Annotated in this window: 23 protein-coding genes; 12 read left to right on the top strand and 11 right to left on the bottom strand. The window is 72.5% G+C overall.

Features of this window, described 5'->3' with window-relative positions:
• Positions 1–2: 2 nt before the first annotated feature.
• Positions 3–935, bottom strand: coding sequence for an NAD(P)/FAD-dependent oxidoreductase (locus ACO06A_RS10590; RefSeq protein ID WP_421735963.1), 933 nt, complete (start codon positions 933–935; stop codon positions 3–5).
• A gap of 67 nt (positions 936–1,002) precedes the next feature.
• Here ACO06A_RS10590 and ACO06A_RS10585 point away from each other — a divergent pair, with 67 nt between their 5' ends.
• The gene (locus ACO06A_RS10585; RefSeq protein ID WP_421735962.1) at positions 1,003–1,587 is read left to right on the top strand and encodes a helix-turn-helix domain-containing protein; all 585 of its coding nucleotides are present in this window, start codon (positions 1,003–1,005) and stop codon (positions 1,585–1,587) included.
• A 58-nt stretch (positions 1,588–1,645) separates the two neighbouring features.
• Here the strand turns inward: ACO06A_RS10585 and ACO06A_RS10580 are convergent, their stop codons facing one another.
• The 6 genes from ACO06A_RS10580 to ACO06A_RS10555 all read right to left on the bottom strand — a co-directional run bounded on the left by ACO06A_RS10580 (position 1,646) and on the right by ACO06A_RS10555 (position 10,201).
• Complete coding sequence (locus ACO06A_RS10580; protein ID WP_421735961.1) at positions 1,646–2,776, bottom strand: ABC transporter ATP-binding protein; 1,131 nt, start codon at positions 2,774–2,776, stop codon at positions 1,646–1,648.
• On the bottom strand, positions 2,773–3,765 hold the full coding sequence (locus ACO06A_RS10575; protein ID WP_421735960.1) for an ABC transporter permease: 993 nt from the start codon (positions 3,763–3,765) through the stop codon (positions 2,773–2,775). Before ACO06A_RS10575 ends, ACO06A_RS10580 begins: the two co-directional genes overlap by 4 nt.
• A 1-nt stretch (position 3,766) precedes the next feature.
• Positions 3,767–4,744 carry an ABC transporter permease gene (locus tag ACO06A_RS10570; protein WP_421735959.1) on the bottom strand — a complete coding sequence of 326 codons (978 nt, stop codon included), beginning with the start codon at positions 4,742–4,744 and terminating at the stop codon, positions 3,767–3,769.
• Positions 4,741–5,814, bottom strand: coding sequence for an ABC transporter ATP-binding protein (locus ACO06A_RS10565; protein WP_421735958.1), 1,074 nt, complete (start codon positions 5,812–5,814; stop codon positions 4,741–4,743). Before ACO06A_RS10565 ends, ACO06A_RS10570 begins: the two co-directional genes overlap by 4 nt.
• Positions 5,815–5,883: 69 nt before the next feature.
• Complete coding sequence (locus ACO06A_RS10560; protein ID WP_421735957.1) at positions 5,884–7,566, bottom strand: ABC transporter substrate-binding protein; 1,683 nt, start codon at positions 7,564–7,566, stop codon at positions 5,884–5,886.
• Positions 7,567–7,687: 121 nt separating this feature from the next.
• A complete protein-coding gene (locus tag ACO06A_RS10555) occupies positions 7,688–10,201 on the bottom strand; it encodes a beta-glucosidase family protein (protein WP_421735956.1) in 2,514 nt (837 codons plus the stop codon).
• 100 nt (positions 10,202–10,301) lie between these two features.
• On the opposite strand from ACO06A_RS10555, the gene ACO06A_RS10550 reads away from it, so the two are divergent.
• The 4 genes from ACO06A_RS10550 (at position 10,302) to ACO06A_RS10535 (ending at position 13,713) form a co-directional block, all read left to right on the top strand.
• Positions 10,302–10,955: a TetR/AcrR family transcriptional regulator gene (locus ACO06A_RS10550; RefSeq protein WP_421735955.1), complete on the top strand. Its 654-nt coding sequence runs from the start codon at positions 10,302–10,304 to the stop codon at positions 10,953–10,955.
• Positions 10,956–11,021: 66 nt separating this feature from the next.
• Positions 11,022–11,759, top strand: coding sequence for a response regulator transcription factor (locus tag ACO06A_RS10545; RefSeq protein ID WP_421735954.1), 738 nt, complete (start codon positions 11,022–11,024; stop codon positions 11,757–11,759).
• A 2-nt stretch (positions 11,760–11,761) separates the two neighbouring features.
• Entirely contained in the window at positions 11,762–13,270 is a 1,509-nt protein-coding gene (locus tag ACO06A_RS10540; RefSeq protein ID WP_421735953.1) for a sensor histidine kinase, read from the top strand.
• 62 nt (positions 13,271–13,332) lie between these two features.
• Positions 13,333–13,713, top strand: coding sequence for a VOC family protein (locus ACO06A_RS10535; protein ID WP_421735952.1), 381 nt, complete (start codon positions 13,333–13,335; stop codon positions 13,711–13,713).
• A 60-nt stretch (positions 13,714–13,773) separates the two neighbouring features.
• Here the strand turns inward: ACO06A_RS10535 and ACO06A_RS10530 are convergent, their stop codons facing one another.
• Entirely contained in the window at positions 13,774–14,601 is an 828-nt protein-coding gene (locus tag ACO06A_RS10530; RefSeq protein ID WP_421735951.1) for a hypothetical protein, read from the bottom strand.
• A gap of 151 nt (positions 14,602–14,752) precedes the next feature.
• Here ACO06A_RS10530 and radA point away from each other — a divergent pair, with 151 nt between their 5' ends.
• From radA to disA, 4 genes are all read left to right on the top strand, one after another.
• Positions 14,753–16,174 (top strand): DNA repair protein RadA, encoded by a 1,422-nt coding sequence (radA, locus tag ACO06A_RS10525; protein ID WP_421735950.1) that lies wholly within the window; start codon positions 14,753–14,755, stop codon positions 16,172–16,174.
• 97 nt (positions 16,175–16,271) lie between these two features.
• On the top strand, positions 16,272–16,493 hold the full coding sequence (locus ACO06A_RS10520) for a hypothetical protein (RefSeq protein WP_421735949.1): 222 nt from the start codon (positions 16,272–16,274) through the stop codon (positions 16,491–16,493).
• Positions 16,494–16,561: 68 nt separating this feature from the next.
• Entirely contained in the window at positions 16,562–17,623 is a 1,062-nt protein-coding gene (locus tag ACO06A_RS10515; protein ID WP_421735948.1) for a LacI family DNA-binding transcriptional regulator, read from the top strand.
• Between the two features lie 89 nt (positions 17,624–17,712).
• The gene (disA, locus tag ACO06A_RS10510) at positions 17,713–18,792 is read left to right on the top strand and encodes a DNA integrity scanning diadenylate cyclase DisA (RefSeq protein WP_175347290.1); all 1,080 of its coding nucleotides are present in this window, start codon (positions 17,713–17,715) and stop codon (positions 18,790–18,792) included.
• On the opposite strand, the gene ACO06A_RS10505 is transcribed toward disA, so the two are convergent.
• Complete coding sequence (locus tag ACO06A_RS10505; RefSeq protein ID WP_421735947.1) at positions 18,789–19,952, bottom strand: epoxide hydrolase family protein; 1,164 nt, start codon at positions 19,950–19,952, stop codon at positions 18,789–18,791. The two genes, disA and ACO06A_RS10505, sit on opposite strands and share 4 nt — an antisense overlap.
• A gap of 85 nt (positions 19,953–20,037) precedes the next feature.
• On the opposite strand from ACO06A_RS10505, the gene ACO06A_RS10500 reads away from it, so the two are divergent.
• On the top strand, positions 20,038–20,679 hold the full coding sequence (locus ACO06A_RS10500; protein ID WP_421735946.1) for a TetR/AcrR family transcriptional regulator: 642 nt from the start codon (positions 20,038–20,040) through the stop codon (positions 20,677–20,679).
• On the opposite strand, the gene ACO06A_RS10495 is transcribed toward ACO06A_RS10500, so the two are convergent.
• Both ACO06A_RS10495 and ACO06A_RS10490 read right to left on the bottom strand, forming a co-directional pair.
• Entirely contained in the window at positions 20,630–21,226 is a 597-nt protein-coding gene (locus ACO06A_RS10495; RefSeq protein WP_421735945.1) for a hypothetical protein, read from the bottom strand. The genes ACO06A_RS10500 and ACO06A_RS10495 overlap by 50 nt on opposite strands.
• 97 nt (positions 21,227–21,323) lie before the next feature.
• Entirely contained in the window at positions 21,324–21,902 is a 579-nt protein-coding gene (locus ACO06A_RS10490) for a GNAT family N-acetyltransferase (protein WP_421735944.1), read from the bottom strand.
• Between the two features lie 62 nt (positions 21,903–21,964).
• Here ACO06A_RS10490 and ACO06A_RS10485 point away from each other — a divergent pair, with 62 nt between their 5' ends.
• Entirely contained in the window at positions 21,965–22,867 is a 903-nt protein-coding gene (locus tag ACO06A_RS10485) for an A/G-specific adenine glycosylase (protein ID WP_421735943.1), read from the top strand.
• Positions 22,868–22,887: 20 nt separating this feature from the next.
• Entirely contained in the window at positions 22,888–23,364 is a 477-nt protein-coding gene (locus ACO06A_RS10480) for a DivIVA domain-containing protein (RefSeq protein ID WP_421735942.1), read from the top strand.
• Positions 23,365–23,367: the final 3 nt, after the last annotated feature.

Below are 23,367 nucleotides of genomic sequence, written 5' to 3'. Positions count from 1 at the left end.
CTTTACCTGTGCGCTGCGGCTACCGCGAGCGCCGTGTCCTCGGCGATCAGATCCATGTTCAGCGCCGCGGCCGCGCGGGTGCCGGCCGCCATCGCCCCCGTCACCTGGGCCATGAGGTCGGTCGCGTTGCCCGCCATCCACACGCCGGGCACGGTCGACGCGCCCATGAGGTCCGACGCAGCATGCTCTCCGACGCCCATCTCGTGCGGCACCGCCACCAGGCCCAGGCCGGACAGCCCGTCGAGCCGGGCGACGAACCGCGGCGCGACTGCGAGGGTCGAGCGCGCCACCACCTCTCCGGACTCCAGCCGCACGCCGCTGAGCCGCCCGTCGGTCGAGAGCACCTCGGCGACGACCCCGGGCACCACGCGGATCCCCCGCGCGGCCAGCTGCTCCGCCTGCTCCGGCGTCGGGTCCGGAGCCGTGTGCTGGAGGAGGACCACGTCCTCGGACCACTGCCGGAACAGCAGCGCCTGGTGCACCGAGCGCTCCGTGGTGCCGAGCACCCCGATCGGCTGGTCGCGCACCTCCCAGCCGTGGCAGTAGGGGCAGTGCAGGACGTCGTGGCCCCAGCGCTCCCGCAGACCGGGTATGTCGGGCAGCTCGTCGACGAGACCGGTGGCCACCAGCAGGCGTCGCGCCCGCTCGGAGGTGCCGTCGGCCAGCGTCACGACGAACCCGTCGTCCGCGCGCGCGGCGGCCACGACCTGGCCGGGAAGCACCACGCCGCCGTACCCCGCCAGCTCCGCACGCCCGCGCTCCAGCAGGTCGAGCGGCGGCACGCCTTCCTGCCCGAGCAGGCCGTGCACGCCGTCGGCCGGCGCGTTCCGGGGCGAGCCGGCGTCGATCACCAGCACCGACCGGCGCGCCCGAGCCAGGGTCACCGCCCCGCTCAGGCCCGCCGCGCCACCACCGATGACCACCACGTCTCTCATGCGGAGAGCATCGCCCGCTCCTCGCACGACCGGCAAGCATCCTTGCCGAAGTGGCAAACTGCGACCCGTGGACGACATCGACCAGCTGATGCGCACGGTCGGCCCCCGGCTCCGCGCGGTCCGGCAGCAGCGCGGACTGACCCTGGCTCAGGTCGCGGAAGCCACGAGCATCTCCGTCAGCACGCTGTCGCGCCTGGAGTCCGGCACCCGCCGCCCGCAGCTGGAGCTGCTGGTCCCCCTGGCCGGCCTGTACCGCGTGCCGCTCGACGAGCTGGTGGGCGCGCCCGCGACGGGCGACCCGCGCATCCACCCGCGCCCGGTCACCGAGCACGGCAAGACCGTCATCCCGCTGTCGCGGCGGTCCGGCGGGATGCTCGTCTACAAGCTGGTCCTGCCGCCCGCCCCGCCGACGCCCGAGCCGGAGCTGAACACCCACGACGGCTACGAGTGGCTCTACGTCATCGACGGCCACCTGCGGCTGGTGCTCGGCGAGCACGACCTGGTGCTCCCCCCGGGCGAGGCCGCCGAGTTCGACACCCGGGTGCCCCACTGGTTCGCCAACGAGGGCCCGGGCCCGGTCGAGCTGCTGGTCATCTTCGGCACCCAGGGCGAGCGGGTGCACCTGCGCGCGCGGCCGCGCGTCACGGACTAGGGCCGCCCCGCCCCCGGCTAGCAGCCCCGTGGAGAGGGAGCCGGGGGCAGGGCGGGGCTCAGCGGACCTGAAGCTCGACCGGCACCGGCTGCGGCTCGAACCCGGCGGCCGCGACCGTCGCGGGGTCGTGGCGCAGGCACGCGACCGACCGGCGCGGGTCGTCGCCCTCGACCGCGGGCGCGACGAGCTCCGGGGTGATCGCCGCGCACGCGTCGAACACGTGCGCGCACCGGGTCCGGTACGGGCAGCCCGACGGCAGGTTCGACATGTCCGGGGGCGAGCCCGGGATGCCGGTCAGCTCACGCCGCGACCCGCGCAGGGGCGGGAACGAGTGCAGGAGCGCGTCCGAGTAGGGGTGCCGGGGACGGCGGTACATGTCCTGGGCCGAGGCGTCCTCGACGATCTCCCCGGCGTACATGATCGCGATCCGGTCGGCGATCTCGATCAGCAGCGAGACGTCGTGCGTGATGAAGATGACCGAGAACCCGAGCCTGTCGCGCAGCTCCGCGATCTGCTCCACGATCTGCCGCTGCATCACCACGTCGAGGGCCGTCGTCGGCTCGTCCATGATCAGCACCTGCGGGTCCAGCGCGAGGGCCATTGCGATCATCACGCGCTGCCGCATACCGCCGGACAGCTGGTGCGGGTAGTCGCGGAGCCGGTCGGCGGAGATGCCGACGAGCTCCAGCATGCCCGCCGTGCGCTCCAGGGCCTCCTTCTTGGTGACCCCCGGCAGGTGCGCGGAGATGCCGTCGGCGATCTGCCGGCCGATCCGGTACACCGGGTTCAGCGAGTTCATCGCGCCCTGGAACACGATCGCGAGGTCCTGCCAGCGGGTGGCCCGCAGCTCGGCGTCGTTGAGCGTGAGGATGTCGGTCTGCTGGCCGTCGCGGTCCGTGAAGATGACCTCGCCGCCCGTGATCAGACCGGGAGGCGGGAGCAGCCGGGTGGCCGCGTACGCGAGCGTCGACTTGCCGCAGCCGGACTCGCCCGCCAGGCCGAGCACCTCGCCGCGGTTGAGGGTGAGCGAGACCTGGCGCAGCACGTGCGTGGGGTCCTCGTCGTACCCGTAGTCGACCGAGAGGTTCTTGATCTCCAGGACGGGGTCGGTCGCGGCGGCGTTCGCCCGGAACGCGCGCTGGCTGGCCACGGCGCCGATGCTCATGCTGGGGCCGGTCACGGCACTCATGCGCGGTCCTCCTTGGCCTCGCGGACCACCGGCGTGAAGCCGATGCGCGGACGGATCTTGCGCTTGCGCATCGAGCGGGCGTTGAGCCCGACCGACCGCAGGCGCGGGTTGACGAACTCGTCGATCCCGAAGTTGATGAGCGTGAGCGCCATGCCCAGCAGGGCGATGAGCAGCCCGGCCGGGACGAACCACCACCACGCGCCGCGCTGGAGGGCCAGCTGCGCCTGCGCCCAGTACAGGACCGTGCCCCAGTTCCACTCGTTGGTGGGCGTGATGCCGACGAACGAGAGCGTGATCTGGGACAGGACGGCGAACCCGACGGTGCCGACGAACCCGGCGGCGATGATGGCCGTGAGGTTGGGCAGGATCTCCGCGGAGATGATCCGCCACGTGCTCTCGCCGTTGGCCCGCGCGGCCTCGACGAAGTCGCGTCTGCGGAGCGAGAGCGTCTGAGCTCTCAGGACGCGGGCGCCCCAGGCCCAGCCGGTCGCCGCGATCACCAGCGCGACCGTGAGCCCCCCGGCCGACGGCAGCTGGCCGGCGATGATGATGATGAGCGGCAGCTGCGGGATCACCAGGAACACGTTGGACAGCGCGGACAGCGACTCGTCGCCGAACCCGCCGATGTAGCCCGCGGTGACACCGACGATCACGCCGATCACCGTGGCCACCGTGCCGGCCACGAACCCCACCACCAGCACGCTGCGCGTGCCGAGGATCAGCTGGCTCATGATGTCCTGCCCCTGGTGCGTGGTGCCCATCAGGTGCGCCCACGACGGCGGCTGGAGGATGGCCGACGACCGCGCGTTCGGGTCGTACGGCGCGATCCACGGTCCGATGATCGCGATGAGGAAGAAGAACCCGAGGATCACGAGGCCGGTGAGGGCCTTCGCGTTGCGCATGAACAGGAACCGGCGCTTGCCCGTGCGCGGGGCCGTCGCGTCGGGTGTGATCTCCAGGTCCTCGAGGAACGCGGCTTCGACGGTCATGTCAGCCCTCCTGACGCGTGCGGGGGTCGAGGAAGCCGTAGGCGACGTCGGCTGCCATGTTGGCGAGCAGCACGGCGAACGTGATCACCAGGAAGCACCCCTGCATGAGGGGGTAGTCCTTCGCGTTCACCGCACTGAAGAGGTAGTAGCCGATGCCCTGGTACGAGAACACGATCTCCATGACCAGGGTGCCGCCGACGATGAAGCCGAGCGACAGGGCGAAGCTGGACACCTGCGGCAGGATCGCGTTCCGGGCCGCGTAGCCCATCCGCACGGTCCGCTCCTTGAGGCCCTTGGCCTGCGCCACGGTCACGTAGTCCTCGGAGGACACGGTGACCATCATGTTGCGCATGCCGAGCATCCAGCCCGCGATCGACGAGATGACGATCGTCATGGCCGGCAGGAACCCGTAGTAGATGACGGACCCGATGAACTCCCACGACAGGTTGGGCACCATGCTGCGGTCGTAGCTGCCGCTCGCGGGGAACCAGCCGAGCGTCACGGAGAACAGCGAGATCGCGATCAGGGCCAGCCAGAAGTACGGCACGGCCGAGAAGAAGGTCGACAGCGGCAGCAGCCCGTCCATCCAGGTGCCGCGGCGCCAGCCGATGCCGGTGCCGACGAGCGTGCCGATGGTGAAGCTGATGAGCGTCGCGATGCCGACCAGCCCGATGGTCCACGGCAGCGCCTGGCGGATCACGTCCGCCACGGGAGCCATGTAGGAGAACGAGATACCCAGGTCGCCGTGCAGCAGCAGCTGCCAGTAGGCGACGTACTGGTCCCACAGCGACATGTTCTCGTCCAGCCCGAACAGGGCACGCAGCGCCTCGGCGGCGTCGGGGCTGATCCGGCCCTGGTTCTTGGCGATCAAGGCGCTCACCGGGTCGCCCGGCATGATCCGCGGGATGAAGAAGTTGATGGTGATCGCCGCCCACGCGGTGATCGCGTAGAAGACGATGCGTCGGGTGAAGAACCTCATCGGTCGGCCTCCAGCACAGAGATGTCCACGGTCGGCCGCTCGCCGTACGCGTCGAGCACCGAGCCCAGCGACGGGCGGTCCTCGCGGTCGGCGTAGCCCCAGCAGGCGGCCTCGCGGCCCTCCCCCACGGGCATCAGCGGCGGCACCTCCGTGCGGCACACGTCGTTGGCGAACGGGCAGCGCGGGTTGAACCGGCAGCCGGCGGGCGGGGCCACCAGGCTCGGCGCCTCGCCGCGGGCGCCCCGGGCACGGGCCTCGAGATCGTCGGGGTCGGGTGCGGACCGGACCAACAGCTGCGTGTACGGGTGCCGGGGGTCCTGCGTGACCGACTCGGAGTCGCCCTTCTCGACCACCCGGCCGGCGTACATGACCATCGTCGTGTCGGCGAAGTAGCGGGCCGACGCGATGTCGTGCGTGATGTAGAGGATCGCGAGCTGGAGCCGGTCGCGCAGGTCGCGCAGCAGGTTGAGGATGCCCAGGCGGATGGACACGTCGAGCATCGAGATCGGCTCGTCGGCGAGCAGCACCTCGGGGTCGGCCGCGAGCGCGCGGGCGATGGCCACGCGCTGGCGCTGACCGCCCGACAGCTCGTGCGGGAACTTGTCGATGTACCGCGCGGCCGGGCGCAGCTGCACCCGGTCCAGCAGCTCCTCGAGGGCGGCCTCCAGCTCGACGCCGCGCAGGCGCCCACGGTGGATCTTGAGGCTGCGCGTGAGCATGTAGCGCACCGTGTGCACGGGGTTCAGCGACCCGAACGGGTCCTGGAAGATCATCTGGACCTTGCGCACGTACTGGTGGAACGCGCGCCGGTTCTTCACCGTGGCGTCCTGCCCGTGCAGCAGGATCTGCCCGCCGGTGACGGGCATGAGCTGCGCGAGCAGCCGGGCGATCGTGGACTTGCCGGACCCCGACTCCCCCACCAGCGCGACCACCTTGCCGCGGTAGAGCGAGAGGTTCACGTCGTCGACGGCGTGCACGACCTTCTGCGAGCGGAAGCCGCGGACGGGGAAGTGCTTGCGCAGGTCGATCGCCTGGAGGACGGGGGCGTCTTCTTCGTGCGGGGAGCTCATCGGGTCACCTTGGGGTCGGGTGCGTGGTGCGGCGGGCGAGCCGGGGGCTCGCCCGCCGCACCGCGAGCATCACTCGGTCGGCGTCAGCTTCGACAGGATGAGCGCTGCCTGCGGGCCCGTCGGCTGCGGGTTCGCGTACGGGTCCTCGTCGGTGGGGAAGCCCGTGTAGTTGACCGTCGAGTACTGCGCGACGGCCGGACGCGACCAGATCACCAGACCGGGGACGTCCTCCACGAAGTGCTTCTGGACGACGTCCAGGGCAGCCGCGCGGTCGTTGTCCGAGGTGCCGGCCTTGAAGTCGGCGAGCGCCTGCGTGACCTCGTCGTTCTGGTAGCGACCGAAGTTCCAGGTCGCCGAGTCACCGAGCGGCACGTAGGACGCGCCGTCCATGATGTTGGAGTACATGTTCCACGGCGTCGAGCCCCCGTCGGTCCAGTGCAGCGAGGCCTGGAAGTTGCCGAACGGGATGATGTCGTTGAACCAGGTGTCCTGGACGACGCCCTCGACGGGAGCCTCCACACCGAGCGCCTTGGCACCCTCGGAGATGATCCCCAGGGCGTCCAGGTAGTCGGTCCAGCCGGTCGGGTTCTGGAGCGTGAAGGCGACCTTCTCGCCGTCGGGGTCCACCAGGGCACCCGAGCCGTCCCAGGTGTAGCCGGCCTCCGTGAGGACGTCCTTGGCACCGTCGACGTCGACCGAGAGCTCCTGGTCCGCGTACGCGTCCGAGATGAACGCGTCACCCGAGGGCTGCGGCAGACCGGTCACGCTCTTGATCTGCGGCCACACGCCGTACCCGGCGGTCGCGGAGATGTCCGCGCGGTCCACGACCATGTTCAGCGCCTTGCGGAACGCCACGTCGCTGAACGGCTTCGTCTCGTTGTTCAGGTAGAGCACGTCGACGCCGAAGCCGCCACCCGCCACCTGGTGGAAGTGGTCGGGATCCTTGGCGATGAACGTGTTCTCGAAGTCCGGGATGAACGTCCAGCCCCACTGCGCCTCACCGGTGGTGAGGGCCGTGGTCAGGCCCGCGTTGTCGTTGAACGTGTCGTACCGGAGCGTGCCGACCTTCGGGGTCTCGCCCCAGTAGCCGGTGTTCGGCTCGAGCGTCACGGCCTGCGGCGTGAACGACTTGAGCTTGAACGGGCCGGTGCCGACCATCTCGTCGTCCGTCCAGGTCACCGGGTCCTCGTTCTCCCACAGGTGCTTGGGCACGACGAGGAGCTTGAGCAGCTTGACCTGGTTGACGTACTGGCCGGACAGGAAGTTCACCGTGACCTTGTTGCCGTCGACCGTGATGTCGCCGTACTGGTCGGGGAAGTCGGTGTTCAGCTCCTTGGTGTCCTTGCGGAGCTGGATGGAGAACGCGATGTCCTCGGCGGTGAAGTCCGTGCCGTCGGACCACTTCACGCCGTCGCGGGCGGTGATGACGGCCTGCGTCGAGTCCGGGTTCCACTCGACCGACGTGGCGAGCCACGGCGTCGGGGGGTCCGTCGGCTTGAGCTCGTTGACCTGCATCAGCGACTCGTAGACCGCGAACGCGTACCCGAGCGAGAGCGACGCGGACCCGTTCGCGAGCGGGTTCTGGTTGGGCTGCTGCGGGCCGTTCGGCATGCCGATCGTCAGGATCTTGTCCGAGACGCCGTCGGCGCCGGTGCTGTCGTCGGTGCTGCCACCGCTGCCGGAGCAGGCGGTGGCGAGCAGCGCGAGGGTGGCCGCCGTAGCGATCACCGTCGAGAGCTTGCGGATTCTCACGAGTGCCTCCTTGCACTGAGGGTGGAACTGCTGGTCGTACCGGTCCGACGGGACTGCGGATCTCGTCGGACCGGAGCTGTGCTGGTCGGGCTGCTTGGTCGGGCTGCTTGGTCGGGCTGCGTTATGCCGGCGTGGGGGTGGGGAGGGCCACGTCGACCGTGAGGCGCAGGTCGCTCGAGGAGCGGCCGACGCGGATCGGGTAGGTACCGGCCGGGGTGACCCAACCGGGCTGTGCCGAGTCCCAGGTCCGGAACGCCTTCGCGTCCACCCGGACCTGGACGACCGCGTGCTCGCCTGCGGCGGCGTGCACGACGCTGAACCCGCCGAGCCAGCGCACGGGCCTGTCGCCCGGGGTCGGTGGCTCGACGTAGACCTGGACCACCTCGCGCCCGTCGCGGGCGCCGGTGTTGCGGACGGTGACGTCCAGGACGACCGACCCGTCGGCGTCGACGGGCTGCGCGACGACGCTCTCGTACTCCCACGTCGTCCAGCCGAGGCCGTGACCGAAGGGCGCCGCGGGCGTGCGACCGAGCTTGAGCCACGAGCGGTACCCGACGTGGACGCCCTCGTGGTACTCGATGACGCCGTCGACGGGGACCGCGTCCGGCACGGGCACGTCGGACTCGTGCGCGGGGAGCGTCCAGGGCAGCCGCCCCGTGGGCTCGGTGAGGCCGGTGAGCACGTCCGCGAGCGCCTCGGGCCACTCCTGGCCGCCGAGCCACGCCCAGAGCACGCACGGCACCTCGTCGAGCCACGGCAGCAGCACGGGGGCACCGGCGTTGACGACGACGATCGTGCGTGGGTTGGCGGCCAGGGCGGCCTTCACCAGCTGGTCCTGCGTGCCGGGCAGCGCGAGCGACGTCCGGTCGTACCCCTCGGACTCGATCTCCTCGTTCGTCCCGACGACGACGATCGCGAGATCCGCGGCGGCGGCGGCCTCGACGGCGACCGCCAGCAGCTCGTCCGGGGACGTGCCGGGGACGCGGTGCACCAGCTCGGCTCGCGCGAAGCTGGCGTACCCCACGGGGTGCACGGCCTGCACGAGCGCGTCGACCTCGACCGTCGTCGGCTCGGTCACGTCGATGACCAGGGTCGCCGGCGGCGGCTGGTTGACGCTGGAGTCGAGGATGACCTCGGCGCCCACCACGTGGTCGCTGGTGGACAGGACCTGACCGCCGACCGTGATCCGGTGCCTGCCCACGGTGCCGACGCCGACCTCGTGCCGGCCGGGCTCCTCGAGGCGGACGGTGGTGCGCAGGCGCAGCGCGGTCGCGGGGCCGGGCACCTCGCGCAGCCAGCCGTTCCAGTCGGTCACGTCGGCGGCGGCCAGGACCGCTCCGTCGGCGTCGAGCAGCTCGCCGAGAGCGCCGACGTGCCCTTCGGGCGTGGTGCACCGGCCGGCCAGGTCGAGCGACGGGGGCAGCAGGCGGGACACGGCACCGGGGTGCACGTCGACCTGCACCTCGCCGAAGGCCTCGCGGATCGCTGCCTCGGGGGTCGACAGGTGGTCCGGACGGACGAACGCGGAGCCGCCGCCCTGCACGAACGGGTGGACCGCGTTCGGGCCGAGCAGGGCGATCCGGGTGACGTCGTCGGGCGACACCGGCAGCGCGTGCTCGTCGTCGCGGAGCACGACCATGGAGCGGGACACCAGCTCGCGCAGCACGCCGCGCACGTCCACGTCGGCCACGCGCTCACGGTCGGCACCCGACGGCGCGACACCCTCGAGCGCACCGACGCGCTGGGCCAGCCGGAGCAGGCGGAGCACCTTGGCGTCCAGCAGCGACTCGCTGACGTCGCCGGCACGCACCGCGTCGAGCAGGCCGTCGCCCCAGGGGCCGTCCGGTCCGGGCATCTGCAGGTCGAGCCCGCCCTCGGCGGCGCCGGCGACGGACTTGGTGGCCACCCAGTCGCTCATGACGACGCCGTCGAAGCCCCACTCGTCCTTGAGCACGCCGGTCAGCAGCGGGCGGTGCTCGGCGGCGGTCGCGGCAGTGGTGCCGTCGTCGATCCCGGAGTACGCGCTCATCACGGACCACGCCTGGGCGTCGTGCACCAGCCGCTCGAACGGCGCCAGGTACACCTCCCGGAGCGTCTGCTCGTCGACGCGCGACAGGTAGCTGGTGCGCTGCGTCTCGGAGTCGTTGGCGACGAAGTGCTTGACGCACATGCCGACGCCGCGGTCCTGCGCGGAGCGGACAACGTGCACCGCGATGTCGCCGGTGAGCAGCGGGTCCTCCGAGTAGCACTCGAAGTGCCGGCCGCCGACGGGCGTGCGCTGGAGGTTCACCTGCGGGGCGAGCACCACGTCGACACCGTGCCGACGGGCCTCGGCGGCGAACACGTGACCCAGCTCGTCGGCGAGGTCCACGTCCCACGTCGCGGCGAGCGCGCTGGGGGCCGGGAAGGAGGCGGACGTCTCGTCGGCGGAGTCGGAGACACCGCGGACGCCGGCCGGGCCGTCGGACACGTGCATGGCACGCAGGCCGATGTGCGGGACCGCGGTGGTGGACCAGAGGCCGGCGCCGACGACGAGCCGCGTCTTCTCCTCGAGGCTGAGGGCAGCCAGGAGGGGCTGGAGGTCGGTGGCGGGCCGTTCAGCCGTGGGCGGCTGGGTGGCCGTGTCGAGTGACACAGCGGGGTTCTCCGATCGGACAGCGTTGTCGTCTGGGGAGAATGAAAGCACAACTTACTGACCTGTCAGTAAGTGGGAAGATCACAGTATGGTTTCAGTCATGGACGACGCCGTTCCCCCCGCCGCAGCGCCGAAGCGCCGCGCGCGGCAGCCCCGCCAGGCCACCACCGAGCGCCGGGCAGAGATCCTGCGGGCCGCCGCCAACACCTTCGGGTCCAAGGGGTACAAGAACGGCTCGCTGGCGGAGGTGGCCGAGCAGGTGGGCATCACGCACGCGGGCGTCCTGCACCACTTCGGCTCCAAGGAACAGCTGCTGGTCGAGGTGCTGGAGTACCGCGACAAGGAGGACGTCCGCGACCTCGAGGGGCAGCACATCCCCGGCGGCCTCGGCCTGTTCCAGCACCTCGTCCGCACCGCCCGCATGAACGTCGGCCGGCCGGGCATCGTGCAGGGCTACTCGGTGCTCACCGGCGAGTCCGTCACCGAGAACCACCCCGCCCGCGGCTGGGTGACCGACCGGTTCCGCGTGCTGCGCGGCGAGATCACGGACGCGGTGATCGCGGTCGGCGAGGGGAAGGTGTCCCGGGAGACCGCCGACTGCGCTGCCAGCGCGATCATCGGCGTCATGGACGGCCTCCAGGTGCAGTGGCTGCTCGACGAGGACGTCGACCTGCCCACCTCGACGCAGTTCGCCATCGAGGCGATCCTGGCGGCGGCGCTGCTCGGCGACGACCGCCCGCACCCCCTGGACTGACCCGTCCTCAGCAAGTTCACAGGTTCGGTCCAGCGCCGCAACAGGTTACGGGCGCACCCTGGGGTCATGACGACGACCACCAGCAACCGCCCGGACGTGCTCTCCCGCGCGGACGGCTCCCCCGTCCGCGCCCTGGTGGTCGACGACGAGCCGACGCTCGCCGAGCTGTTGTCCACCGCCCTGCGCTACGAGGGCTGGCAGGTGGACCACGCCCTGAGCGGCCACGCCGCCGTCCGCGCCGCCAAGGCCCTCGACCCCGACGTCATCGTGCTCGACGTGATGCTCCCCGACCTGTCCGGCATCGACGTGCTGCGCCGGGTCCGGGCCACCAACCCGAACGTCCCCGTCCTGTTCCTCACGGCCAAGGACGCGGTCGAGGACCGGATCGCGGGCCTGACCGCCGGGGGCGACGACTACGTGACCAAGCCGTTCAGCCTCGAGGAGGTCGTCGCGCGGCTGCGTGCCCTGCTGCGGCGGACCGGTGCGGTGTCGTCGCGCGAGGAGGCCGTGCTCGTCGTCGGCGACCTGACCATGGACGAGGACAGCCACGAGGTGACCCGCGACGGCGAGGACATCCGCCTGACCGCCACCGAGTTCGAGCTGCTGCGCTACTTCATGCGCAACCCGAAGCGCGTGCTGTCCAAGGCCCAGATCCTCGACCGCGTGTGGCAGTACGACTTCGGCGGCCAGGCCAACATCGTCGAGCTGTACGTGTCGTACCTGCGCCGCAAGATCGACAAGGGCCGCACCCCGATGCTGCACACGCTGCGCGGGGTCGGCTACGTGCTGAAGCCGTCTGTCTGATCGTGCCCGCTCGTCCACGCTGGACGCTGCGCCGGCGGCTCGTCGTGGTCGTCGTGGCGCTCGTCGCCGTCGTCGCGGCCGCGATGGGGACGCTCTCCACCCTCGCGCTCCAGGGCTCCCTGGTCACCCAGCTCGACGAGAAGCTGACCGCAGCCCACAGGCGCGCGGCGGACTTCCCGCGCCAGGGCACACCGGACCCGGGCGAGGTCTTCCCGGCCCCGGCCGGCACGGGTGACTTCCGTCCGGGGCAGGACGCGGGCACGGTCAACGTGGAGCAGCCTGCCGGCGTCGACCCCGCCGACCTGACCCTGTTCCAGGCGGGCTACATCGCCGACGACGGCACGCCGACCGCACTGACCGACGCCCAGACCGCGCAGATGCTCGCCGTCCCCACGGACGGTGAGGCGCACACGATCACCTTGACCGGGCTCGGCAGCTACCGGGCGGTCTCGAGCATCGGAGTCGACGGCACGACGACCGTGACCGCCCTGCCGACCACCTCGGTGTCCGGCACCGTCACCACGTTCGTCGTCGTCGAGCTGGTGGTCGCCGCGATCGCCCTGCTGGTCGCCGCGGCGGTCGGGCTGGTGCTGGTCCGCCGCGAGCTGCGCCCCCTGGACCGGGTGGTCGGCACCGCCAACCGCGTCGCCCAGCTCCCCCTCGACCGCGGCGAGGTGGTGCTCGCCGACCGCGTCCCCGCCCAGGACACCGACCCCGCCACCGAGGTCGGGCAGGTGGGTGCCGCGCTCAACCAGCTGCTCGGGCACGTGGAGCAGGCGCTGGCGTCCCGGCACGAGTCCGAGTCGCAGGTGCGCCAGTTCGTCGCCGACGCCAGCCACGAGCTGCGCACCCCGCTGGCCTCGATCCGCGGGTACGCCGAGCTGGTGCGCCGATCCCCCGACGAGATGCCGGTCAGCGCGCTGCAGGCGATGTCCCGTGTCGAGTCCGAGTCCCTGCGGATGACCGCGCTGCTCGAGGACATGCTGCTGCTCGCGCGGCTCGATGCCGGGCGTCCCCTGGCCTCGGAGCCCGTGGACCTGACCGTGCTGGCCATCGACGCGGTCACCGACGCGCACGCCGCCGGCCCGGACCACGACTGGCGCCTGGACCTTCCGTCTGAGGACGAGGTCGAGGACGCCCTCGTGGTCGGCGACGACCACCGCCTGCGTCAGGTGCTGGCCAACCTGCTGTCCAACGCACGGCTGCACACTCCCGCGGGCACGGTCGTCACGGTCCGCGTCCGCCCTGCCGGGCAGCAGGTCGTCGTGCAGGTGGCTGACGACGGTCCCGGCATCCCGCCCGCGCTGCGCGAGAGCCTGTTCCAGCGGTTCACCCGCGGCGACGCCTCCCGCAACTCCGCCTCCGGGTCCACCGGCCTGGGCCTGGCAATCGTGCACGCGGTCGTGACCGCGCACGGCGGCACCATCACGGTCGACAGCGGACCCGGCACCACGTTCACGGTCACCCTGCCCGCCGCGCCCGCCGTCGTCCCGGCACCGGTACACACCTAGCCGTCGGGCCGGTCTCGCGAGAGCCTGGTCGGGTTCTTCGACCCCGTACCGGAGGAGTGGCCATGGCGGACCTCAGCAAGGCGTTCAGTGGATTCTCGACCGACGACGTCCCGGCGGCGAAGGCGTTCTACGCGGACGCGCTCGGCCTCGACGTCACCGAGGAGAACGGGATGCTCTCCCTGCACTTCCAGGGCGGTCACGACGTCCTGGTCTACCCGAAGGGGCCGGCCCACGTGCCCGCCACCTACACGGTGCTGAACTTCCCGGTCGAGGACGTTCCCGGCACCGTGGCGGAGCTGCGCGGGCGCGGGGTGCCGTTCGAGCGGTACGAGGGCACGCCGGTGCAGACCGACGAGGACTACGTGTTCCGCGGCGGCGGCCCGCTGATCGCGTGGTTCACCGACCCGGCCGGCAACATCCTGTCGATCATCGCCGCCGACTGACGAGAACACCCTCGGTCGCGGTCCTGGACACCAGGACGCGACCGAGGGTGTTCTCGACCGTCAGAGCGGGAACGCGTTGTAGAGGTCGACGATGTCCGTCAGCGGGGCCGTGGCCCGGAAGACCGTGGTGCCGTTGGTCCAGACCGCGACGCCGGTGCCGTCACCCGCGTCGACGATCGAGTACGTGCCGGCCACCGCTCCGCCTGCCGTGACGTCTCCGGTCTGCGGGAGGGTCGGCCCGGTGGGCGAGGCGGACGGGTCCGGGGCGGGTGCGGGCGGGACCGCGGCGACCAGGCCGGCGGCGAACGCGGTCGCCTCGGCGGGCGTCTCCCACTGGCCGGAGCGGACGGTCACGGTGCCGCTGCCACCGTCGGTGTACGTCTCGGTGTACGCCTCGAGGGCGCCCGCGGCCTGCCACTCGGCGTCGGGAGCGGACGTCGCGAGGGCGTACTGGAGCACGGTCAGCGGCAGCGCGGAGGCGAACGCGGTGGTGGCCGGACGCGCCACGGGCTCGACGGTCGGCGTCGGGGACGGCAGGAGGATGGTCGTCGCGACGGCCGGAGGCGCCGCGTCGGTGTCGCCCTTCGAGCTGAGGACGATCCCGAGGATGATCGCGGCAGCGACCAGCACGATCACCCCGACGATCGCCGGGATCAGCCAGCGGGGGCGACCGGAGGCGGCCGGGACGCTGTCGGGCTCCTGGTCGAACGTCTGCGCGGCGAACGACGCGGGGGTCCCCGCGACCGGTCCGGCGGGCCGGGACGGGAAGGCCGGGGCGCCCGGGACCGGTGCTGTCGGCGGCTGCTGCTGCGCCGCCTGCCAGTTCGAGATCGGCGGCACCGGCTGGCCGACAGGTCGTTCGGGGCCGGGACGGCCGGTGTCGCTCATCGGGGCTCCCCCTTGCATCGCGTCGCCCGAACCCTCGCCGGACGCCCCGCAGCCTACCTACGCTCGCTCGTCCGACGACGCACGATGCCGGAACGCGGATCGGCCGTGGCGTGCGGGGTCCGTGTCAGACGCTCCGGTTACCGTGCGACGCGTGACCTCGACCGCCTCGAAGCGCCCCGACCGCAGCACCCGTCCCGCGTTCCGCTGCACCGAGTGCGGGTGGACCGCCGGCAAGTGGGTGGGCCGGTGCGGCGAGTGCCAGTCCTGGGGGTCGGTCGTCGAGGACACCGGTCCCGGCGGCGGCGCACCGCGCACGGTCGCCACCTCTCCCCTGCGGTCCCCCGCCCGGCCCATCGACCAGATCGACGTCGAGACCGCGCGGGCGCGGCCCACGGGGGTGGACGAGCTGGACCGGGTGCTCGGCGGCGGCCTGGTACCCGGCGCCGTCGTGCTGCTGGCCGGGGAGCCGGGCGTCGGCAAGTCCACCCTGCTGCTCGACGTGGCCGCCCGCGCGGCACGGACGGGCCGCACGGTCCTCTACGTGACCGGCGAGGAGTCGGCCGCTCAGGTGCGCCTGCGGGCGGGCCGGATCCACGCGCTCGATCCCCGGCTGCTGCTCACCGCGGAGACCGACCTCGGCGCGGTCCTCGGCCACATCGAGCTGGTGGACCCGGACCTGCTGGTGCTGGACTCCATCCAGACGATCGCGTCCGCGCAGGTCGAGGGGACCGCCGGCGGCGTGTCCCAGGTGCGCGAGGTGGCCAGCGCGGTGATCCAGGCGGCGAAGGCCCGGGACCTGCCGGTGGTGCTCATCGGGCACGTGACCAAGGACGGGTCGGTCGCCGGACCGCGGACGCTCGAGCACCTCGTGGACGTCGTCTGCCAGTTCGAGGGTGAGCGGCACTCGCGCCTGCGCATGCTGCGGGCCACCAAGAACCGGTACGGCCCCACGGACGAGGTCGGCTGCTTCGACCTGTCGGAGTCCGGGATCGTCGGGCTGGCGGACCCCAGCGGGCTGTTCATCTCCCAGGCGCTGCACGCCGTGCCCGGCACCTGCCTCACCGTCACGCTGGAGGGCCGCCGGCCGCTCGTCGTCGAGGTGCAGTCGCTGGTCGCGCCCAGCGCGGTGCCCAACCCGCGGCGCACCACCAGCGGCGTCGACAGCAGCCGGCTGGCCATGGTGCTCGCCGTGCTCCAGCGCCGGCTGGGCGCGCGGCTGGCGGACCAGGACGTGTACGTGTCGACCATCGGGGGCGCCCGGGTGATGGAGCCGGGGGCGGACCTGGCGCTGGCGCTCGCAGCCGTCAGCTCGCGGGAGAACGTGCCGCTGCCCCGCGGGCTCGTGGCCATCGGGGAGGTCGGGCTCGCCGGGGAGATCCGGACCGTGTCCGGCGTCGGTCGGCGCCTCGCGGAGGCGGCCCGGCTGGGGTTCACGCGCGCGATCGTGCCGGCGGGGGCGCTCGACGGTGCGACGCCCCCGGCCGGGTTGACCGTCCTCACGGCCGCGGACCTCGGGGAGGCCGTGACCGCGGCCGGGCTCGTGCCGGATCTTGCCGGCAGCGCCCGTCGCTAGAAATCGGACCCGACTTTCCTCTTGACCGGTATAGAGACCAAGGGTTACTTTATCGGTACAGAAGAGATCGAGACCGACAGGAGAACCCCTGATGTCGATGGACACCCCTCAGTTCGGACTGCTGTTCGGTGTGACCGCGGCGCGGCACGAGGCCGAGAGCGCACGGCCCTGGGCGCCCGAGGTGCCCGAGCCGGAGCGCATCCCGCGCGTCCGCCGAGCCCGCGCACCGCGCACCCGCCGCAGCCTGGCAGGAGCGCTGCACCACCTGGCCGACACCATCGCCCCCGCGAACGGCTGCGAGGGCTACCCCGCGCGATGACCGTCGCCTCCCGGGGACAGGCCCCGGCGACCTACCCTGTCCCGCATGGAGCGGAACAGGGTGGCGTCATGTCCCGGGTGACGCTTCAGACGATCGCCGACCGCGTGGGCGTCAGCCGGATGACCGTCTCCAACGCCTTCTCCCGCCCGGACCAGCTCTCGGCGGAGATGCGTCGCACGATCCTCGCGGCCGCCGCCGACCTCGGCTACGTCGGTCCCGACCCGTCCGCCCGGGCACTCGCCCGCGGCACCACGGGCGCGGTCGGGGTCCTGCTGACCGAGTCGGTCGGCACCGCGTTCCGGGACCCGATCGCCGCGGCGTTCTTCGGGGCGGTGGCCGAGGAGCTGGCCCCCACGGGGATGGCGGTGGTGCTCCTGCCCTCGACGGGCTCGGCGGGCATGATCCCCGCCCGGGACATCCCCATGGACGGCGCCCTCGTGTACGGCTGCGCCGGCGACTACCCCGCGGTCGACTGGTTGGTGAAGCGCCGGCTGCCGCTCGTGTTCGTCGACGGCGAGCCCGTCGCGGGCGCGGCGAGCGTGCTGCTCGACGAGCAGCACGGCGCGCGGCTCGGCGCCGAGCACCTGCTCGCCCTGGGGCACGGCCGCATCGGCATCCTCACCATGAACCCGACGGTGCCTCCCGGCTTCGCGCCGGACCCGTCCACCGCCGGATCGGGGTTCGTCGCACGCGAGCGGCAGATCGGCTGGATGTCCGCGCTGGACGCAGCCGGGGTGGTGCCGGTCGTCATGGAGGTCCACGACAACGCGGAGCCGTTCGTCTCGGAGGGAGCCCGCGGGCTGCTGGCCGCCCCCGACAGGCCGACCGCGGTCCTGTGCTTCTCCGACCTGATGGCCGCGGCGGTCGTGCACGCCGCCGAGGAGCTCGGCCTGCGCGTCCCGGAGGACCTCTCGGTCGTCGGGTTCGACGACTCCCCCCTCGCCCGCCGCCTGCGCCCCGCGCTGACCACCGTCCACCAGGACTTCGCCGCCAAGGGCAAGGCCGCCGCAGCCGCCCTGACCTCGTCGATCGCGCGGTTCCGCGCGGGCGAGGCCCCGGTGCCGGAGCAGCACCGCATCCTGGTCGACCTCGTGGTGCGCGACAGCACGGGACCCCCGCGGTCCGTGTGAGCGTGTCGAACGAGCGAACTTGCGCGGCCGACCAGTCCGCCCTGCGGTTCGCGACGACCGTCGAGCCCGCCCATCGTTACCATGCAACCGTGCCGTCGCACCTGCACGCCTCCGATGACCTCCTGAGGTCCACGCTCGCCGCCGTCGCCCCGGGTGGCGAGCTTCGCGACGGTCTGGAGCGGATCCTGCGCGGACGCACGGGCGCGCTGATCGTCCTCGGGTTCGACCAGACCGTCGAGAGCATCTGCTCCGGCGGCTTCGTCCTGGACGTCGAGTTCTCCGCCACCCGCCTGCGCGAGCTGGCCAAGATGGACGGTGCCGTCGTCGTGGACGCGGGCATCTCCCGGATCCTGCGCGCGGCCGTCCAGCTGCTGCCGGACGTGACCATCGAGACGTCCGAGTCCGGCACCCGGCACCGCACCGCCGAGCGCGTGGCCAAGCAGACCGGCCTGCCGGTGGTGTCGGTCTCCGCGTCGATGCGCATCATCGCGCTGTACGTCGGCGGTCAGCGGCACGTCATCGAGGACTCGACCACCATCCTGTCCCGCGCTAACCAGGCCCTGGCCACCCTCGAGCGCTACAAGTCGCGGCTGGACGAGGTCAGCGGCACCCTGTCCGCCCTCGAGATCGAGGACCTGGTCACGGTGCGCGACGTGTCCGCCGTGGTGCAGCGCCTCGAGATGGTCCGCCGCATCTCCGAGGAGATCGAGGGCTACGTCGTCGAGCTGGGCACCGACGGCCGCCTGCTCACCCTCCAGCTGGACGAGCTGGTGGGCGGCATCGGCTCCGACCGGGCGCTCATCATCCGCGACTACGTCGACACCAGCCGCCGGGACGTGGACACGGTGCTCGACGAGCTGGCGGAGCTGGACTCCACCGAGCTGCTCGACAACGCGAAGATCGCCAGCGTGCTCGGCCTGCCCGGGGGTGGCGACGCCCTCGACGCGGCCGCCGGACCGCGCGGCTACCGGCTGCTGTCCAAGGTCCCCCGCCTCCCGGGCGCCATCGTCGACCGCCTGGTCGCGCACTTCGGCGGCCTCCAGAAGCTGCTGGCCGCCGGCATCGAGGACCTCATGGCCGTCGACGGCGTCGGTGAGCAGCGCGCCCGGGCCGTGCGCGAGGGACTGTCCCGGCTCGCCGAGTCGAGCATCCTCGAGCGCTACGTCTAGGCCCCTCGCAGGGTTCTCAAAGCGGTCCGGAGCTCGTCGACGAGGATCTCGGGCTGCTCGAGAGCAGCGAAGTGTCCGCCCCTGTCCGCCTCGCCGAGGTGGATCAGGTTGCTGTACGCGCCTTCGATCCAGCTTCTGGGCAGCCGCGGGATGTCCTGTGGGAAGACGGTCACGGCGACCGGCAGCGAGAGCCTCGGACCGGCCATGGTCGCCGAGCGGTTCTCCCAGTAGATCCGGGCGGAGGACGCCGCGCTGTTGGTGAACCAGGACAGCGAGATCGCATCCAGCATGGTGTCGATGCTGAGGGCGTCCTCGGCGAGCCCGTGGTTGTCCGTCTTGGACTGGAACTTCTCGTAGATCCACGCCGCCTGGCCGGCCGGCGAGTCCGCCAGTGCGAATCCGACGGTCTCCGGCTTGGTGCCCTGCAGGTGGTTGGACCCGCCGAGCGGGCCGGCGTAGAGGGCCAGGCCGTCCACCGCGCGGCGCTCCTCCGGGGTCAGCGTCTCGGGGATCTGCTCCGGGAACGCGTACGGCGTGCTCAGGTGGATCCCGAGGAGGCCCTCAGGCCGCATCGCGCCCAGCGCCGTGGTGACGGCCGCCCCCCAGTCGCCGCCGTGGGCCGACCAGGAGGGGTAGTCGAGCCGGCGCATGAGCTCCGCCCACGCTCCAGCGATGCGCGTGACGTCCCAGCCCGCGTCGGTCGGCTTGCCGGAGAACCCGAAACCCGGGAGCGACGGGATGACGACGTCGAAGGAGTCGGTGATCTCCCCTCCGAACGCCACGGGATCCGTGAGCGGCCCGATCAACGACAGGAAGTCGGCGACCGAGCTGGGCCAGCCGTGCGTCAGGAGCAGGGGCAGCGCGTCGGGGTTCGTCGACCGGACATGGAGGAAGTGCATGTCGAGCCCGTCGATCGTGGTCAGGAACTGCGGGTAGGAGTTGAGCTCGGACTCGAAGCGGCGCCAGTCGTACTCGCTCTCCCAGTACGCGACGAGCGACCGGGCGTTCTCCACGCGGACGCCCTGCGACCAGTCGGGGACGGTCTGCGGGTCGGGCCAGCGGGTCCGCGCGAGCCGGTCCTTGAGGTCGGCGATCTCCGCGTCCGGGACGGCGACGCGGAACGGGCGGAGGTCTGCGGGTGCGGGACGGGATGCGGTCATGGTGTTCTTCCCCTCGGCTCCGGTGCACGTTGCACACCGGTGTGCACTCTAGGTCGATTGCACACCGGTGTGCAATCATGGAGCCATGCAGATCGAGACCTCCGGCCCTCGCGGCAGCGACACCCGGGAGCGACTCCTCGACGTGGCGATCGAGGTCCTCGGGAAGACCCCCGACGCGGGCATGGGCGATGTCGCCTCGGCTGCGGGCGTGGTCAGACGGACCGTGTACGGGTACTTCCCGTCCCGGTCCGACCTTCTGGTGGCGCTCGCGCGACGCGCGGTCGGCGAGATTGCGGCGGTCCTTGCCGAGGAGGCCCCGGCCGACAAACCAGCCGACGTGGCGTGGGCCGACTTCATCGCCCACCTGTGGCCGTTGACGCACCGCTACCGGGTGCTCGTGGTCCTGCGGCGCGGCGAGTTCGGTGAGGACATCCACGCCCTGCTCGGCGAGGTCGAGCAGGCACTTGCGCTGCTGGTCGGACGAGGCCAGGACAGCGGGGTGTTCGGGCGGTACCTCCCCGCGGGCGTCCTCAGCCAGGCAGCCTGGTCGGCGGTGTTCACGATCGCCGACGACGACCTGTCCCGGACGGAGCTCGACGTCTCCGCGGTGATCGTGACGAGCCTGCTCATGCTGGGAGTCACCGAGTCACGCGCGACGGACCTGGCCGAGCAGACCCTCAGCCCAGTCCGAACACGGCCGGCGGAGCCGCAGCACCCGCCAGGCTGAGCTGCGCCGAGTAGGTCCCCGCGCCGGGCGTCGGGAGGCCCTGCGGGCAGCCCTCCGCCGACCGGACCCGGTTCCACGCGAACGGGGTGGTGTCGTTGCCGCCGGCGGGAAGCAGGAGCGTGCGCTTCTCCGTGCCGGCGACGACGCAGTCGCGGTTGGACCACACCCGGTCCGAGCCGGACGTGATGACGATCTCGCGCTGGACCTCGCCCGCGTCGACCAGGCAGGGCACCGCGCTCGTGTTGGTGATCGAGACCGTGAAGGTGGCGCTCACCCCGGCGGCGAACGACACGGCGTCCGGTGTCATGGCCAGGGCCAGGCCCGCCGCGGCGCAGTCGGCCACCCCGTCGTCGTCGGTCGGCGTCTGGCTCGGTGTCGGCTCGGCGGCCGGAGCGGACGTGGTCTGCGCGCCGGGCGTCGGGTCCTCGCCGGAGCCGCGCCCCGCGACCAGCCACACCACGACCGCCACGATGAGCAGCGGGATGCCGAGCACCACCAGCCGCCGCACCCAGTAGACACGGGCGGGGAGGCGTCGCGACTCGCTCATGCGTCCTCCGGGCCCGATCGACTTCGCCACGCGATCCCGCGGCGCGACCACCGTAGAGGCAGGCCACCCGACCCGCGCGGCAGACGCGCGGAAGCGCTCAGAGAGCGAGGCGAACGATCGCCCGGCCGTCCTTCGGGCGCGCCACCACGTCGAAGTCGGCCGCGAGGAAAAGGCTCACGGTCCCCCGGTAGAGGTCAGCCGACGAGAGCCTGCGCGCACCCGGCTCGAGCGGATACCCCTCCAGCGTGTGGGCGCCGGACGCCCGGGCGTGCTCGACGGCCGCGGCGAGCAGCGCACCGGCGACCCCCTGCCGCCGGAATCCCGTCCGCACGACGAAGCAGGTCACGGCCCAGATCCCGGGGTCGTCGAGGTCCGCTCTCAGCTCGCGCGTGGTCATCGACGGGCTGGTCCGGATCCGGGGGAACTCCGACCGCGGCGCCACGGACGCCCACCCGACCGGGTCGCCGTCGAGCGCCGCGACCACTCCCGGGCTCGCTCCGGGCTCGGTGATCCGGGTAGCGAGCCGGCCCTGCAGCTCCTCGACCGACATGGCCCGGTACTGCGAGTTCGGCACCCGGTCGAACTGGCAGAAGCACCTGCCCGGGTCCCCGGGGCCCTCCATCACCGCGATCGCGTCGTCGACGCTCGCGCAGGGTGCCGCCCGCAGCTCAGTCATGGCGCCCACGGTAGCCACGACCTCGGACAGCCCCCCGGCACCGCGTGAGGCAGGATGCTGCGGTGCCGCCGTCCCCCGCCCAGCTGCGCGAGCCGGTGCTCGCCTGGTTCAGCGTGCACGCGCGCGACCTCCCGTGGCGCGCGGCCGACCGGACGCCCTTCGGCGTGCTGGTCAGCGAGGTGATGCTCCAGCAGACCCCGGTGGCCCGCGTCGAGCCGGCGTGGCGGGCATGGATGAGCCGGTGGCCGACGCCCGAGGCCCTCGCGGCCGCGTCGACCGCGGACGTGCTGCGCGCGTGGGACCGGCTGGGCTACCCGCGCCGGGCGCTCCGGTTGCAGGAGTGCGCGCGGGCGATCGTCGAGCGGCACGGCGGGGTGGTCCCGTCGACGGAGGCCGAGCTGCTCGCCCTGCCCGGCATCGGCTCGTACACCGCGGCGGCCGTGCTTGCGTTCGCGTACGGGCGGCGGTCGGTGGTGCTCGACACCAACGTCCGGCGCGTGCTGGCCCGCACGGTCGACGGCGTCGCGCTCCCGGCTCCGAGCCAGACCGTGGACGAGGTCCGGCGCGCCGCCCTGTACGTGCCCGACGACCACGCGACCGCCGCCCGGTGGGCCGCCGCGTCGATGGAGCTGGGTGCCCTCGTCTGCACCGCCCGGTCCCCTCGGTGCGACGCCTGCCCGGTGCGGGACGTGTGCGCCTGGTACGCCGCGGGCCGACCGGCCGACGAGCACGCGGGCCGGCGCAGGTCGCAGTCGTTCGCCGGCACCGACCGGCAGGTGCGCGGCCGCGTGATGGCCCTGCTGCGCGACGCCCTCGGTCCGGTGCCGGCCGCCGCGGTCGACGCGGTCTGGCCGGACGCCCGCCAGCTGGCCCGCTGCGTGGACGGGCTGGTGGCCGACGGGTTGGTCGCCCGGGACGCGGCAGTCAGCGAGGACGACCCCCCGACGTACCGGCTCCCGGCCTGACCGCGTGGGAGCATGCGGTCATGCTCACCTCCGCCGAGGTCCTGAACCAGAAGTTCGCGGCCACCAAGTTCCGCGAGGGCTACGACCAGGACGAGGTCGACGACTTCCTGGACCGGGTGGCCGACACGCTCAAGGAGCGCGAGGGAGCGGGCCGTGCGACGAAGCCGGTGACCGCGCAGCTGATCGACGGGATCCGGTTCCAGACCACCAAGTGGCGCGAGGGCTACGACCAGCAGGAGGTCGACGCGTTCCTGGACCGGGTGCGCGCGGAGCTGGCGGTGGCCGACGCACCGGCACCCCCACCCGCACCGGTGTGGCAGCCGGGCGGCACGCCCGTGATCTCCGCGTCAGCTCTGGTCCTGCACCTCCAGACCATGCGGGCCACGCGACCGCTCGGGGCGCCCGACACGATCTCGGTCCGCCTCCCCGACGGCACGCTGCGCCCGGTCACCGACCTGCGCAACACCGCCGACGGCATCGAGCTCGTGATCGGCTGAGCG

The sequence above is a fragment of the Cellulomonas sp. genome, assembly GCF_965229465.1.
Taxonomy (GTDB): domain Bacteria; phylum Actinomycetota; class Actinomycetes; order Actinomycetales; family Cellulomonadaceae; genus Cellulomonas.
This window is presented reverse-complemented; position numbering and strand designations above follow the sequence as displayed.